General features: G+C 45.8%; 14 protein-coding genes and 3 pseudogenes. 13 read left to right on the forward strand and 4 right to left on the reverse strand.

The genetic code is table 11. The features are described 5' to 3' along the window. Positions 1-324: 324 nt before the first annotated feature. The 10 genes and pseudogenes from B5G11_RS00005 to B5G11_RS00050 all read left to right on the forward strand — a co-directional run. On the forward strand, positions 325-1,173 hold the full coding sequence (locus B5G11_RS00005) for an AraC family transcriptional regulator (protein WP_087251762.1): 849 nt from the start codon (positions 325-327) through the stop codon (positions 1,171-1,173). Positions 1,174-1,349: 176 nt separating this feature from the next. Then, a complete protein-coding gene (locus tag B5G11_RS00010; protein ID WP_087251763.1) occupies positions 1,350-1,772 on the forward strand; it encodes an RNA polymerase subunit sigma-70 in 423 nt (140 codons plus the stop codon). Next, positions 1,765-1,962, forward strand: coding sequence for a helix-turn-helix domain-containing protein (locus tag B5G11_RS00015; RefSeq protein ID WP_087251764.1), 198 nt, complete (start codon positions 1,765-1,767; stop codon positions 1,960-1,962). Before B5G11_RS00010 ends, B5G11_RS00015 begins: the two co-directional genes overlap by 8 nt. A 130-nt stretch (positions 1,963-2,092) precedes the next feature. Continuing rightward, positions 2,093-2,554 carry a hypothetical protein gene (locus B5G11_RS00020; RefSeq protein ID WP_087251765.1) on the forward strand — a complete coding sequence of 154 codons (462 nt, stop codon included), beginning with the start codon at positions 2,093-2,095 and terminating at the stop codon, positions 2,552-2,554. Positions 2,555-2,585: 31 nt separating this feature from the next. Beyond that, positions 2,586-2,900: a hypothetical protein gene (locus B5G11_RS00025; protein WP_087251766.1), complete on the forward strand. Its 315-nt coding sequence runs from the start codon at positions 2,586-2,588 to the stop codon at positions 2,898-2,900. Between the two features lie 84 nt (positions 2,901-2,984). Then, positions 2,985-4,358, forward strand: coding sequence for a transposase (locus B5G11_RS00030; protein ID WP_087251767.1), 1,374 nt, complete (start codon positions 2,985-2,987; stop codon positions 4,356-4,358). A 104-nt stretch (positions 4,359-4,462) separates the two neighbouring features. Further along, positions 4,463-4,939 (forward strand): CPBP family intramembrane glutamic endopeptidase, encoded by a 477-nt coding sequence (locus B5G11_RS00035; RefSeq protein WP_158099168.1) that lies wholly within the window; start codon positions 4,463-4,465, stop codon positions 4,937-4,939. A 654-nt stretch (positions 4,940-5,593) separates the two neighbouring features. Then, on the forward strand, positions 5,594-5,992 hold the full coding sequence (mobC, locus tag B5G11_RS00040) for a plasmid mobilization relaxosome protein MobC (protein WP_033121634.1): 399 nt from the start codon (positions 5,594-5,596) through the stop codon (positions 5,990-5,992). Beyond that, positions 5,964-7,528: pseudogene (locus tag B5G11_RS00045) on the forward strand (relaxase/mobilization nuclease domain-containing protein). Before mobC ends, B5G11_RS00045 begins: the two are co-directional and overlap by 29 nt. After that, positions 7,518-7,664 (forward strand): annotated as a pseudogene (locus tag B5G11_RS00050) (cysteine-rich VLP protein); the annotation flags it as partial. The pseudogenes B5G11_RS00045 and B5G11_RS00050, both read left to right, overlap by 11 nt. Here B5G11_RS00050 and B5G11_RS00055 read toward each other — a convergent pair. Next, positions 7,665-7,886: pseudogene (locus B5G11_RS00055) on the reverse strand (helix-turn-helix domain-containing protein); the annotation flags it as partial. Positions 7,887-8,148: 262 nt separating this feature from the next. Here B5G11_RS00055 and B5G11_RS00060 point away from each other — a divergent pair. Next, on the forward strand, positions 8,149-8,940 hold the full coding sequence (locus B5G11_RS00060; protein ID WP_204229554.1) for an aldo/keto reductase: 792 nt from the start codon (positions 8,149-8,151) through the stop codon (positions 8,938-8,940). Between the two features lie 69 nt (positions 8,941-9,009). On the opposite strand, the gene B5G11_RS00065 is transcribed toward B5G11_RS00060, so the two are convergent. Beyond that, entirely contained in the window at positions 9,010-9,987 is a 978-nt protein-coding gene (locus B5G11_RS00065) for a biotin--[acetyl-CoA-carboxylase] ligase (protein WP_087251770.1), read from the reverse strand. 107 nt (positions 9,988-10,094) lie between these two features. Continuing rightward, positions 10,095-11,594, reverse strand: a complete 1,500-nt coding sequence (locus B5G11_RS00070; RefSeq protein ID WP_158099169.1) for a MerR family transcriptional regulator — start codon at positions 11,592-11,594, stop codon at positions 10,095-10,097. Positions 11,595-11,882: 288 nt separating this feature from the next. Between B5G11_RS00070 and B5G11_RS00075 the strand changes: the two genes are divergently transcribed. Together B5G11_RS00075 and B5G11_RS00080 are read left to right on the forward strand one after the other, a co-directional pair. Further along, a complete protein-coding gene (locus tag B5G11_RS00075) occupies positions 11,883-12,767 on the forward strand; it encodes an AraC family transcriptional regulator (RefSeq protein ID WP_087251772.1) in 885 nt (294 codons plus the stop codon). A gap of 148 nt (positions 12,768-12,915) precedes the next feature. Then, positions 12,916-14,112: an MFS transporter gene (locus tag B5G11_RS00080; RefSeq protein WP_087166765.1), complete on the forward strand. Its 1,197-nt coding sequence runs from the start codon at positions 12,916-12,918 to the stop codon at positions 14,110-14,112. Between the two features lie 228 nt (positions 14,113-14,340). On the opposite strand, the gene B5G11_RS16230 is transcribed toward B5G11_RS00080, so the two are convergent. Continuing rightward, positions 14,341-14,502 (reverse strand): hypothetical protein, encoded by a 162-nt coding sequence (locus B5G11_RS16230; protein WP_158099170.1) that lies wholly within the window; start codon positions 14,500-14,502, stop codon positions 14,341-14,343.

Raw genomic sequence — 14,502 nt, forward strand, 5'->3', positions numbered from 1 at the left:
ATTGATCCTGCAAAAGCAGATTTAACCATCTTCGATTCTTCCGGTATTGAAGCTTTTGTCACCGAAAATAATCCGAAGTACGCTAACAGAATCATTCGGCAGGTTAAGGCCTATGCGAATGCTCATGTGTCATAAAGTAACACACAAGAATTGATAGACAGCAGCCCATTATTCCCGTGTAACAAAGAGAAAACAATGTACTATTCACTTTTGAATGGTATAATAAAAATTGATTAGTGGCTGTCCTCTCTTTTTCGGGCAGATAATGAGAGGACAATACCATGCTACTCTGCTAAACTTAAAGTATCAGGAAAGGGATTGAAAATGGAATGGATTGAAAGATTTAACAATGTAATCAACTATATCGAAGAAAATATTACGCAGCAGATTGATTATGAAGAAATTGCAAAAATTGCTTGCTGTTCTTCCTATCATTTTCAGAGAATGTTTACTTATATGGCGGGTATTCCACTGTCTGAATATATCCGCAAGAGAAAAATGTCATTAGCTGCTGTTGATTTACAAAGTGGTGATGAGAGAGTTATTGATGTAGCAGGAAAATATGGTTATAATTCCCCAACTGCCTTTAACAGAGCATTTCAGTCCATTCATGGGATTTCTCCTTCTGCTGTTAAGAACGGAAATGTATATGTAAAATCATTTCCGCGTCTTTCGTTCAAACTTGTAGTGAAAGGAGTAGAAGAATTGAATTATCGAATCGAAACAAAAGAAGCGTTCCGCATTATAGGAGTGTCTGCGCCTCTAAGCAAAGAGTTAGAAAAAAATTTTTCTGTTGTTCCGCAAATGTGGCAGGACTGTATTGAAAATGGAACGCTTGAAAAGCTATCGCAAATGGTTTCCGCTTCGCCAGCAGGTCTTTTGGGCATTAGCGTTTGTAACGACGAGGAACAATGGAAATACTTTATTGCTATTGCAACATCACAGGAGAATCCCGAATTTGAAGAATACACGGTTCCTGCGACAACATGGGCGATTTTTCCCGGAACTGGCACGAATCAATCTGTCCAAGAATTAGAACGCCGTATTTATACCGAATGGCTTCCTGCTTCTGGTTATGAATACGGAAATGCACCTGATATTGAGGTATATATAAATCCAGACCCTAAAAATACGGTATTTGAAGTGTGGGTACCCGTAAAGAAAAAATCATAGATTGAGAAAACTTTTTACAAAACATAGCAAAGTCAGTCGAGCCAGTCAACGGTCAAGATGAACGGCGCATACGCGCCGCCGTTGACAGCCCCGCCCGCCTTTGCTGGTAGGCAATCAAGGGGCGACAGCAAGGAGTGCTGCCGCCCCGCACTATTATTCAGAGAGGGGGAATTTCCATGACCGAAGATGAAGCCTACAAAGTGCATATCCAGTACACCTTTAACGCCTTTTGCAAGGTTGTCATTCGTCACGCCGCCATAGATATAATTTTGAAGCTGCGCCGGAGGTGGAAACGGGAAGTTTCTCTTGACTATCTGATGAATGAGAAGTTTGTCCAGTTTGCCGAGCCGGAGCAGATTGAAGAATATCTTCTTAACGCCTGCGGCCAGACCGCCGTTCTGTATCATGCGGAGCTTGCCGCCGCCCTTGCACTCTTGCCGGAGCAGGCACAGGAAGAAATTTTCCGTTACTATTTCCTGCGCCAGCCGCAGCGAGTGATCGGCGTACATATCGGACGGACACGCAGCACAGCGGGACGGCATATCCAGCTTGCCTTGCAGCGGTTACGGCGGCTCATGGAGGGAAAAGACCATGAGTAAACTTCTCCCCTATGAAACAATCGTCAAAGCCCATGAGGGCGATCCGGACGCAATCGACACCGTTCTTTCCCACTACGCCGGATATATCCGCTACTGTTGCAAAGTACACGGGCAGGTCAACGCCGAGGTTGAGGACTACGTGAAGCAGAAGCTAATTGCCGCACTGTTCAAGTTTCGATTTGAGCGATAAGCAAAGAACAAACATCGGCTTTCATTAGCGATTTTCCCAAACAAGTTTACAATCCATCTATTCCTATAAGTAAGCGGCCATAGTATAATAGAGTCAGCGACAAACCGGAAGTTGTAGATTGGAGTTAGTTATGAAAAATGTAATATATATATTAATTCAATGCACTTGGGGATTGCCACAAACATTGTTAGGATTTATAGTACTTTTAATTAATATAAAAAATAAACATTATTTTTATCACGGTGCAATTATTACTGAAAGAAATGTTCCTTCAAGTGTATCTTTGGGAATGTTCGTCTTTACAACAACTAATCCGATGAAAGATAAAAGAACAAAAAATAAAATACCAGATGAAGAATTAAGTAAAAGGCTTTTAGTTCACGAATATGGTCATACAATTCAATCCCTTATTTTTGGACCATTATATTTAATAGTAATAGGGATTCCATCAACACTATGGGGATTTTTGCCATATTTTCAAAATAAAAGAAACAACGGAGTATCTTACTTTAGCTTTTTTACAGAAAAGCTTGCTAATTATTTAGGTGAAAAAGTTACAAAAGAAAAATCAATGGAAAATGCTATTATATAAATAGTAATTTGTAGAGATGATAGGAGTATTTATGAATAAAAAGTTAGTGAAAGAATTTTTAATAATAACATTTGTTATAATGCTAATATTTTGGGGTGGTTGTGCTTTAATTAGTCAAATATTTAACTTGACAATAAATAATATATTTTTAAGGATTATGCACATTATCGGGGGATTCTCTCCAACTATTGCCTCTTATATATCACTAAAGAGAAATAACAAAGTTAAGAATTTAAAAGAATGGTTAAAAAAGATATTTGATATAAAACATAATATTTGGACTTATATTTTAGTAACTCAAACTTCGCACTTGAATAAGTGCCTATGCACCTTGAAAATTCAATAAGTTCTGGCAATAAAATAGCATGAAACCATCTGGTTTGATATAATTGAATTGACCAAAAAACAATTAAAACCGGAGGCTCATGCTATGAATATCAGTATAACACAAGCGAACCAAAATGATAAGCAGATTTCAAAATCTATTAAGAGATTTTTTGCGCGGTTTCACATCTCTTCGGCATTAAAGGCAGCCAATGCCTATAAGAAAAAGGGAATTCCGGTTGTTGAGGTTTTCCAATACCTTTTCCTGCTGATTTTCTCTAACAGGAGCATGTATATGAGCCTGATTACCGGACGCAACACCCCCGGTTTCGCGAAAGATACCGTTTACCGTTTTATGAAGATGCTACAAATCAACTGGATCCGTTTTACAACCTTGTTGGCCTCCCGGATTATCAGGGACGCCATTGTACCTTTGGATTCCGAGGAACGTAAAAATGTTCTGATCATCGATGATTCCCTGTTTGAGCGGAACCGTTCCAAAAAGGTGGAACTGCTGGCAAAAACTTATGACCATGCAAATCACAGATACCGTTTTGGCTTCCGTATGCTCACGCTGGGATGGTCAGATGGCAGTACCTTCCTGCCGGTCAACAGCGTCCTGCTCTCATCGGAGAATAAAAAGAACCGGGTCAATGAGGCTGCCGCTGTCGATAAACGGACCGCAGGGTACCGGCGCAGGATACTTTCCGTGCAAAAAGGAACCCACGCAATGCTGGAACTGCTGAAAGCCGCTAAAAAAGCGGAGATCCCTGCCAACTATGTCCTTTTTGACAGCTGGTTTGCTTCCCCGAGTACGCTCCATGCGGTAAAATCAATCGGTTATGATGTGATCGGCATGGTGAAAAAGACGCCAAAAATGTTCTTCCGTTATAATGGGGAAGATATGTCCTTGCTCACAATCTATGATAAGAACAAAAAGAGACGTGGACGTTCCCGCTACCTGCTGTCGGTGCTGGTGGATGTGGTGAAGGACGGGGAAAGCATCCCGGCAAAAGTTGTTTATGTCCGCAACCGGAATAAGAGGAAGGAATACTTATGTCTCATCTCAACGGATACAACCCTGGATGAAAACGAGATCATCCGTATTTATGGGAAGCGCTGGGATATCGAAGTCTTTTTCAAGGTATGCAAAAGCTACCTGAACCTCAGCAGGGAGTGCAACTCCTTATCCTATGACGCGATGACAGCCCACACAGCGGTTGTTTTCACGCGGTATATGATGCTGTCCCTGGAGAGCCGGGAATCGAACGACAACCGCTCGCTGGGTGAACTCTTCCTGTATTTTTCAGACGAAATGGCCGATATCACATGGATACAGGCATTTCAAATGCTGCTCCAAATGTTCCGGTCTATCCTCAAGGACAACACCGAACTGACCGAAGAAAAGATCAACGAATTGGTGGATGCATTTATGAACACATTGCCTGTTTTGTTGAAGACACAGCTTCAGGCGGCATAGGGCAAAGGGTGAACTTTGATAATCGAATACCTGCCAGATATTGAATTTTCAAGGTGCATAGGCAAAATCTATGTGCGAAGTTTGAGTTAGTAATTTTATTTGTATTGATTTATTATGTTTTGGGGTGTGCAATAAATGGATTTAAATTTGGTGCTCCTATATTTATGCTTATAGTAATTTTACCAATGATGTTATTTGGTGGTGGAAATGAAGAAGTTGGATGGAGAATGATTTTACAACCTGAATTGGAAAAGAAATTTGGATTTCATATAGCAACAATCTTTACTTCTATTATTTGGTGGTTATGGCATTTACCAATATTTTTTATAATAGGAACAGCAAATGCAAATATGAACTATTTTCTTTTTGGAATAATGTGTTTAACCTTATGCTATGCTTTGGCAACAATAAGAAAGGTATCGAAAGGTGTATTTCCTTGTATATTAACTCATTGTTTAATAAATGGGTTATCTGCAATATTTGTATTTAATTATAGTTTGTTAAGTTGTTGTATAACTTTAATTGTAACAATAATAGTATCAATACTAATTTTAAATATAAATAAAAGATATATAAGATAATAGCAAATCCTAAGTTATCGAGCCAACCTGAACCGAACTTTCAAAACTGAATACCAGCCGCCCACCGGCGCGGCCAGTGAAAGCAGTAAGTCTGAAAAAGATTTGCTGCTTTTTTTGTTGTCTATTTGGCAAAATCGAAAATCACCCGTAGTAGGTAGATGAAGCCGAAAAAAGCTGCCTGCCCCGTTTGGCAAATTTCAAAACGCGGTGGTGTGGGGAGTGAAAGGGAAAATTCTCTGCCCCGCCGGTTGCCAAAACCGCCGTTCCCGGATTACTAAGGCAAAAGAAATTTTGAAAAATCTTCTTTCAGCGGGTAGCTGGCGGCCTTTGAAATGTATCTTTAGCGAAAAGGGAAAAAGACCGTCCACAGCGGGCCGGAAGCCCCGCCCTGTCCGTTCTATGTACGCAAAAACCAGACAGGGGCAGTCTGCGGCAGTCTTAGAGCAAGTTTCTACCACGGTGCCAAAATCCGCAATTCTGCGGTTTTGCCCCTCGCGGGAAACTTGTTGGGGAGTGCCTTCCCCAAACCCTGCTATGGCGGCTTGCGCCGCAAAAATATTTCCGTCCGGCAGGCCATTTTTTGCGAGAACTGCCCCGGAAATACCTAACAGACCAGCCTATTTTTTGTGATAAGTGAAAGGAGGTTTACAGCCCATGCCGAAGCGATACAACACACCCCACCGCAGCCGCGTTGTGAAAACCCGGCTGTCCGAAGAAGAATACGCCGACTTCACAGCGCGGCTTGCGCCCTATGGTATCAGCCAGTCCGAATTTCTCCGGCAGGCGATACGGCGGGCGACTATACGCCCCGTAATCCATGTGTCGGCGGTCAATGATGAACTGCTCTCCGCTGTTGGAAAGCTGGCCGCCGAGTATGGCAAGATTGGCGGCAACCTCAACCAGATTGCCCGGTATCTGAACGAGTACGGCGTACCCTATAACGCGCTGTCCGGCGAGGTACGCGCCGCCATAGCCGACCTTGCCGCCCTCAAGTATGAAGTCCTCAAGAAAGTAGGTGACGCAGTTGGCAACACTCAAGCATATCAACTCTAAAAACGCCGACTACGGAGCCGCCGAACAATACCTGCTGTTTGAGCATGACGAGTTTACCATGAAGCCTGTCCTTGATGAAACCGGCAGGCTTATCCCCCGCGAGGACTACCGGCTGTCCACGCTGAACTGCGGCGGGAAGATGTGAAAAGCCACCACTATATCATCAGCTTTGACCCACGGGACGGCCCGGACAACGGCTTGACCGTAGACCGGGCGCAGGAGTTGGGCGAGAAGTTTTGCGCCGAGCATTTCCCCGGCCACCAAGCCCTTGTATGCACCCACCCGGACGGGCATAACCACAGCGGAAATATCCATGTGCATATCGTCATTAACAGCCTGCGGATTGAGGAAGTGCCGTTCCTGCCCTACATGGACAGGCCAGCCGACACGAAAGCCGGTTGCAAGCACCGCTGTACCGACGCGGCCTTGCGCTACTTCAAGTCCGAAGTCATGGAGATGTGCCACCGGGAGGGGCTTTACCAAATCGACCTCTTGAACGGCAGCAAGAACCGCGTCACAGACCGGGAGTATTGGGCGCAGAAAAAGGGACAGGCCGCACTGGACAGGCAGAACGCCCCCATGATTGCAGGCGGTATCACGCCCCGGAAGACCAAGTTTGAAACGAACAAGGAGAAGCTGCGGCAGACCATACGCGCCGCGCTGTCTACAACGGCCTCATTCGAGGACTTTTCCTCTCTGCTGCTGCGGGAGGGCGTGGCCGTCAAGGAGAGCCGGGGGCGGCTTTCCTACCTTACGCCGGACAGGACAAAGCCCATTACCGCCCGGAAGCTGGGTGACGACTTTGACCGCGCCGCTGTCCTTGCCGTTTTGGAGCAGAACGCCGCCAGAGCCACAGAAAAGGCCGCGGCCATACTCGAATACCCCCGGCGTGGGAAAACCGGCATACAGCCCACAAAAGCCCCTCAAACCGCCCCGAAACAGGACGGTGTGCAGCGGCTTGTGGACATTGAGCAGAAGAAAGCCGAGGGCAAAGGCCGGGGCTATGAACGCTGGGCGACCATGCACAACCTCAAACAAATGGCCGCGACGCTGAATGTGTATCAGGAATACGGCTTCACTTCCCCGGAGCAGTTGGAAGCCGCCGTTGATACCGCCTATCAGGAAATGCGCCAGACCAGCGGCAAGCTGAAAGCACTGGAAACGAAGCTGCAAGGGAAAAAGGAGTTGCAGCGGCAGGTACTTGCCTACGCCAAGACCAAGCCCGCCCGCGACGGGCTGAAAGCGCAGAAATCCGAGAAAGCCCGCGCCGCATACCGGCAGGCGCATGAGAGCGATTTTATCATAGCCGACGCAGCCGCCCGGTATTTCAAGGCACATGGCATTACCAGGCTGCCCGCCCGGAAAGCGTTGCAGGACGAGATCGAGCAGCTTGTTTCCAAGAAATCCGGCCTGTATAACACCTATCACGAACAGAAACAGCGGTTTAAGGAGTTGCAGACCGTCAAGCGGAACATCGACCGGATTTTGCGCCGGGAGGAACCCCGCCGCAGAAAGGAGCAGAGCCATGAGCGATAAGCTGCCGAGAATGGACTACCGCCAACACCGGCGGGCGCGGCGGCTGGTGCATGAGTGCTGTAACTACAACGAGGGGAACTGCCTGCTGTTAGACGATGGGGAGCCTTGCGTGTGCGTCCAGAGCATTTCCCTTTCCCTCCCTGTGGACAAGCTGATCCGCTTCCAGTTCCTTCAGTGTGGAGCTGAGTGTCTTATAGGAGATTCCTCCAATATATTTTTTCATTTCATTAAACCGAACCACACCAAACTCCATCAAAGTATAAAGAATTGTCATCTTATATTTTCCGTTAATCAAAGATAACGTATAGCTGAAACCGGTCGTGCTGAGACATTCGTTTGATATGCATCGCTTTCCCATTTTACGCTCTCCTTTTGGTAAGTATTATACTGTAATGTAAGTATCGCACTTTCATGTGCGTACTTGTTTTCTATGGCAAACCGGAACTTGGGCAGGCTTACGAGCTTGGGAAATCTATTCGCTAGAGGCTTATATAAATTCGTGGTGATATTCCCATTTTGCATATCATGATATAAGTATTGGATATTTTACAGACTCCTCCGCTTTCTGTATAATAAATGCAGAAAACAATTCAGAAAGCGGGGGATCGATTTTGAATGATATGACCTTAAATAATAACGTTCGGATGCCCATGATCGGCTTTGGCACCTGGGATATCCGCGGGGAAGCGGGAAAACAGAGCATCCTGACTGCGCTGGATCTTGGTTACCGGCTGATCGATACAGCCCAGATGTATGAAAATGAGTATATTGTCGGATGTGCAGTCAAAGAAAGTGGAATTCCCAGAGAAGAACTCTTTCTCACAACCAAAATTTACCGTCCCAGAACGACCTATCAAAAAGCAAAATCGGGGATTGAACAGTCTCTGAACGAGCTGCAGACCGATTATATCGATCTTCTCTTGATCCACGAGCCCTATAAAAGCGCTCCGGAAATGTATGAAGCCTTCAAAGAAGCTTTGCGGGACGGAAAAGTCCGTGCCATCGGGATTTCTAACTTTGATGCTGAAAAATACAAAGAGTTTGTCCGGTCCTGTGAAATCATTCCCGCGGTAAATCAGGTGGAATCTCATGTGTACTTTCCACAGCTGGAATTAAAAAATCTTCTGAACAGCTATGGGACACAAATGCAGTCATGGGCCTCGTTTACAGAAGGCCGGAAAAACATTTTTGCGGAACCTGTTCTGAAGGAAATCGGCGCAAGGCACGGCAAGACATCCGGACAGATTGCCCTTCGTTATCTGATCCAGAATGGCATTGCCGTGATTCCGAAGTCCGTTCACCGGGAGCGAATGGCAGAAAATCTGGCTGTACTGGATTTTGCACTGACTCCGTCCGAGCTCTCTGCTATCAGCAGGCTGAACGGGAACTCTTCACTATTTGGATGGTACTGATTGACCGTCTGAAGGCCGGACACATCCTGCCCGGCCTTTTCATTTGATGCCCACAGCTCCGGCAGCAGTTTATGAAAGCCGGATACTGATCTCCCCAGAGGACAGCCGTTCTGTCTGTCCATTTTCATACTGCACAATCAAATGGCAGTCCTGGTCCACATCCAGCGCCGTTGCGTTTCTGTCGCCGGACGGGGACAGTATCGTGATCTCTTTCCCCACTACGAGACTTTTTGCACGGTACTTTTCCACATAATCAGTACGATCTATCCTCTCATATTCTTTAAAAAAATAATTCAGAACTCCGGCGGCCAGCCGGTTCTTTCCATCATTTTGCTTCCCGTCAAAAACGGATCCTGCAGTTTCTCTGATATCTTCCGGGAATCCACTCTCCGGCTGGTAAACATTGATTCCGATTCCCAGAATCACCGATTCTACACTTCCATTTTCCATACTGACTGAAGCCTCTGTAAGAATTCCGCTGATCTTCCGTCCTTCCTGATAAATATCATTGACCCACTTGATCCAGGTCTCTTTTCCGGAAATCTCCTCTACCGCTTCGCATACAGCGACAGCAGCCATTGTCGTGATCTTCACCGCCTGATCCGGTGTCATTCCATCCGGCCTTAACAGGATACTCAGATAGAGACCGGTGTCTGCCGGAGAATAGAAACTCCGGCCCCTCCTCCCCCGTCCTTTTGTCTGGGTGTTGGCAAGGATTACAGTCCCTTCCGGCGCTCCTGCATTTGCCTTTTCCCTGAGAAGCGTATTGGTAGATTCTGCCTCCGGCAGAACGCATAAGTTCAATGTCCGGCAGACAGGCTCCTGATATTTTTCAATTCCCTGTGTAGATAAAATATCCGTATCGGCCGCAAGACGGTAGCCCTTGTTTGAGACTGCGTCAATTTCGTAACCTTCTTTTCGAAGGCCGTTCACCGCCTTCCATACTGCCGCCCGTGAAACCGCAAGCCTGGCTGCAATCTCTTCGCCTGAAAAATAAACTCCCCTCTGCTCTTCAAACAGAGCAAGAATACTTTCTTTTGTCGTCAATTTTATCCACCTCCGCCAAAGAAACCGGGCCTCCTGGACCCGGTTTCCCTCCGTTTACTTTGCACTGATTTCATTATGCTTTTCGCAGCGAAAAAAGTCAAGCTGTTTTACTCCTGCCAGATCCGGAAATCCACCTGGAAATATACATCCTTCCCATACACCGGCACAAGTACATCACTGCTTCCATACTGTGCCTGCCGAAGTTCATACCCGCTATAATCGAACGATGCCTTCACTGTGACCCCTGCCTCGGAAATCGTAAAATCACTGCATTGATCCCCATATTCTTTCACCTGCCTGTAAAGACGTGAAGGCGGGGAAGGCAGCAGGTTGTACTCTTCCTGCGCACAAATATAGGAAAGCGATGCTAGCGCCATCAGATCTCCATACACCGGAATTTCCACGTTCTCATCTTTATATTCGGAAGAAAATGAAATTTCTGTCAAAGCACCGTCCTTTTCCGTAAATTGAAGTTCGGGAAGCTCCGGATAATCCACTCCTGTGCCAACGATATACGGTTTTCCGGACATCTTTTCCCAATCACCGTCCTGATTCAGCAGCTTCCTGGAATCGCCAAGCGGGGGTAAAAACTCCGGAAGATTCAGCTGATGGTCAATCTGATAAAATTTCTGCATATCGTTAAAATTCTCGGCATACTGTGCTGCCGTGATATTTCCTCTGTTCTGCGGCAGTGCACCTGCCTGCCACACAAAATAATTCAGGACATCAAGTACACTCAGTACCAGAACTGCCGCTATCACTTTCCACCTCATATGCCGTTCATCCAACGTGAGAATATTGTCTTCTTCCCACTCAAGAATCTCTCCTTTTTTACAATCCTTGTAAGAAAGGTACTCTCGAATGAGCCCATAAACCGGAATATAGAATCCCAGTCCTCTTTTTAATACGATCCCGGTTCTGTCATAAGCCTCTCTCCATGTAAGCCGTGCACCGCTTTCTGCCGACACTCGAAAACCAAACAGAAATTTCCCGGGTGTCGTACCAAATCTTGAAAGCATGACAGGCTCTGCCATAAGAAGCAAAACAGACTGCATTATGATCCCTATGACTGCAAATGCCCATCCTGTTTGTCTGATATTCATATGAAAACCAAGCGCCAGAATCAGATTCCAGAAAATCAGATAGATTGCTTCATCAATCAGTCTGGCAAAATACCGTTTCCAGGGCGCTGTTACCTTTGGAAGTGAGTCTGCTTCTAACTCCGCCGGAATTTCTGAAGGCGCCTTGTTCAGAAAATTAAAATAATGCTCCGCATCAAAACTTTCATAAGCTGCCCGATCTTTGCACATCTGCTCGCAGATCGCTTTTGACTGTTCCAGATCCTTCTGTTCTTTTTTCAATGTCCTTAAATGTATAAGAAGAACATCTGTCAGTTCACTTTCTTTCTCACTTAAGGACCGGATCTCTTCCAGGCCGAGATGAACCGTCCGAAGCAGCCGGATCCGTTTCAATATATCCACATCCTGTTCCGTATAATTACGGTAACCATTTGAATCCCTCTGCGGCGTGATGAGTCCTTCTTTTTCATAAAACCGGATATTCGCCCGCGTCATATTGGACAGTTCTTCCACTTCTTTGATCGTCATCGGCATAATCCTCCCCTGATATGATATTTAATTATAAGGGGTAAAGGGACTTTACAGTCAAGCGATAGTTATGATTTATAGAAAAAATACAGATTTCTCTGATTATTCCTTTCCATATACTACCATGTAAAGCGACCGGTCACAATGCGCACTTTTCATTGGACCGGCGGAAAACATTTGCCCGCTTTGATTGTACAAGGTATAATAGATGTAAAACGGATACTGATGACGAAAGCCATTGCTGAGTTTCCGGAAAACGATACTTATCTATGAGTAAAGGACTACAATATGCCAATCATACTTGACCATCAATTACAAGAACAGATACCACATGGCAGTTCAACTTTCCCCATTACATTTTATTGCGATGAACTTGCCGATTTGCCAAACCGTGCGGGACCTGTGCACTGGCATCCCTACTTTGAGATTGCCACATCACAAAGCAGTGTTCTCGACTTTCAGGTGGGGCAAACCCATACGATTCTGGAACCGGGGGACAGTATTTTCATCAACCAGAATATGCTCCACGGAATTCGACAATTGTCAGGTGTGAAGCCGGATCGCTTTCCAAACATCGTTTTTTCCGGCACAGTGGTTGCCCCTGAGACCAGCACCATTTACCGGAAATACATCCGGCCGATTCTGGCTTGTAACTCTCTTCCCTTTGTTGTGTTCCGGCACGACAACGACCTGTGGGATGAGGTCCGCCAGTGGATTCGCACCACGTATTTCGCCATGCAGGAACAGCCCGATTGTTACGAAATGACGGTCCAGCGCAGCATCTGTTGTATATTGGAAACCATCTTTCGCAATTTTGATTCCCTGCCAAAATCCAACGCATCACGGGTACAACTGAACACCCAGATACGCCTCCAGAAAATGCTGTCTTATATTTATGAAAATTACGCCCAAAGGATTACCCTGGCAGATATCGCCGGTGCCGCCCATATCAGCCGAAGCGAAGCCGGCCGGTGTTTCCAGTCCTACCTGGGGTGTTCTCCGGTGGAAGCGCTTATTAAGTACCGCCTGCAAACAGCTAAGCGTTTACTGCACGAAACCACACTGACGTTGCAGGAGATCAGTTTTGCCTGCGGGTTTCATTCTGTAAATTACTTCAGCCGTCAATTTCGCAAAAGGTACGGATATTCACCGACAAACGCACGGAGCGGGTAAATAATGCTTTTCCCTGACACTATAGTGCCTTTATCTTTGAATAATTTGATTATATAATACGTTTATTCGAGTCTAGAAAGGAGAGCTATCATGAAATTTCAATGTTTAAACAAAAACCTGATCAAACAGACGGAGGCAGATAAGTGATATGTCCGGGAATCGTAAATATCAAAAGACACTGGTGGCCTGCTATATGGGATTTGTCACTCAGGCTATCGCCGCCAACTTTGCACCGCTTCTGTTTTTGACCTTTCAACATACCTACGGGATCTCATTGGAAAAAATCGCTCTGATCCCGGTTGTGTTTTATCTGACCCAGTTGTTGGTTGACCTTGGAGCAACCAAGTTCGCCGACATAATCGGTTACCGTATCTGTGTGGTGATCTCTCAGGTCGTTTCCGCCGTAGGGCTTGTGTTGATGGCGTTTCTCCCGGAAGTTCTCCCTGTACCATTTCTGGGAATCCTCCTCGCGGTAGTATTTTATGCCATCGGCAGCGGCCTTGTAGAAGTGCTGGTGAGCCCGATTGTGGAAGCCTGCCCTTTTGAAAATAAGGATGGCGTGATGAGTTTGCTTCACTCTTTTTACTGCTGGGGTGCGGTGGGCGTAATCTTAGGTTCCACGCTCTTTTTTGCGGTATTTGGCATTGAAAATTGGAAAATACTTACCTTACTCTGGGCACTGGTACCGTTGGTAAATGTCTTTCAGTTTCTCACTTGTCCGATAGAGCGTCTGGTGGAAGATGGCGAAAGTCTGCCTATTCGCAGACTGCTCCGTCTGCCATTGATATGGATGATGATTCTGCTGATGATTTGTTCCGGCGCATCCGAAGCATCGATGGCACAATGGGCGTCTGCATTTACAGAATCTGCTCTTGGTGTATCCAAAACCATTGGTGATTTGGCCGGCCCTTGCCTGTTCGCCGTTTTCATGGGAATTTCCCGTATGCTGTACGGCAAAATGAGCGAGAAACTGAACCTGACAAAAACCATGCTGCTGAGCGGATTATTGTGCGTGGCATGCTATTTGCTGGCCTCTCTTTCACCTGTCCCGATTCTTGGGCTGGCCGGATGTGCCATTTGTGGATTCAGTGTTGGTATTATGTGGCCTGGTACAATCAGCCTTTCTTCCCAAAAGTGTCCGCAAGGCGGCACCGCTATGTTCGCATTTTTAGCATTAGCAGGGGATTTTGGCGGTACAGTAAGCCCGGCGATAGTAGGGAAGTTCTCGGAACTGGCCGGCGGCAATCTTAAAGCAGGACTGCTGACCGCCACATTCTTTCCGATCCTTCTGGTAGCCTGTTTACTTGTTTTGAGCCGAAGGATGAAAAGTGCCATCCGGAAATAACCGGATGGCAAAATTTCAAAAAGAGATTTATTTTATATGCTCAATTTGGGGCTGCCAAATGCCTGCCGTCAATTTTTTCTTGAACATGAAAACACAATGTGCTATATTGTAAGTAGAAAAAGGAACAACCGCCCACAAAGTGGTTGACCTAATAACAAGGATTAACATAGAATTGCCACCTCATCACTTAGCCAAAGTTCCGGGGTGGTTTTTTCTATGCTTAAAACATTATCTGATAAACGTAAAAACGAATGTCAGCAATGCCAGAATGAACATTCCAAAAGCCATAAGGTCTTTGAAATCAAAATGATTTTTATTGTCCATCAGCACCACCCCCATTCTATGTAGAATAGAGGTCAGCCACCCTGCAACACGTTTGTTCCTTTCCAT

Origin of the sequence: Drancourtella sp. An57 (assembly GCF_002161525.1) — a bacterium.
Taxonomy (GTDB): domain Bacteria; phylum Bacillota; class Clostridia; order Lachnospirales; family Lachnospiraceae; genus Sellimonas; species Sellimonas catena.

Bases quoted from the DNA above. Each gene is read 5' to 3' on its own strand.
- B5G11_RS00015 (WP_087251764.1), top strand. From the start codon at position 1,765: ATGAGTAAACTTCTCCCCTATGAAACAATCGTCAAAGCCCATGAGGGC.
- B5G11_RS00010 (WP_087251763.1), top strand. From the start codon at position 1,350: ATGACCGAAGATGAAGCCTACAAAGTGCATATCCAGTACACCTTTAAC.
- B5G11_RS00005 (WP_087251762.1), top strand. From the start codon at position 325: ATGGAATGGATTGAAAGATTTAACAATGTAATCAACTATATCGAAGAA.
- B5G11_RS00020 (WP_087251765.1), top strand. From the start codon at position 2,093: ATGAAAAATGTAATATATATATTAATTCAATGCACTTGGGGATTGCCA.
- mobC (WP_033121634.1), top strand. From the start codon at position 5,594: ATGCCGAAGCGATACAACACACCCCACCGCAGCCGCGTTGTGAAAACC.
- B5G11_RS16230 (WP_158099170.1), bottom strand. From the start codon at position 14,502: ATGGAAAGGAACAAACGTGTTGCAGGGTGGCTGACCTCTATTCTACAT.
- B5G11_RS00030 (WP_087251767.1), top strand. From the start codon at position 2,985: ATGAATATCAGTATAACACAAGCGAACCAAAATGATAAGCAGATTTCA.
- B5G11_RS00075 (WP_087251772.1), top strand. From the start codon at position 11,883: ATGCCAATCATACTTGACCATCAATTACAAGAACAGATACCACATGGC.
- B5G11_RS00060 (WP_204229554.1), top strand. From the start codon at position 8,149: ATGACCTTAAATAATAACGTTCGGATGCCCATGATCGGCTTTGGCACC.
- B5G11_RS00025 (WP_087251766.1), top strand. From the start codon at position 2,586: ATGAATAAAAAGTTAGTGAAAGAATTTTTAATAATAACATTTGTTATA.
- B5G11_RS00080 (WP_087166765.1), top strand. From the start codon at position 12,916: ATGTCCGGGAATCGTAAATATCAAAAGACACTGGTGGCCTGCTATATG.
- B5G11_RS00070 (WP_158099169.1), bottom strand. From the start codon at position 11,594: ATGACGATCAAAGAAGTGGAAGAACTGTCCAATATGACGCGGGCGAAT.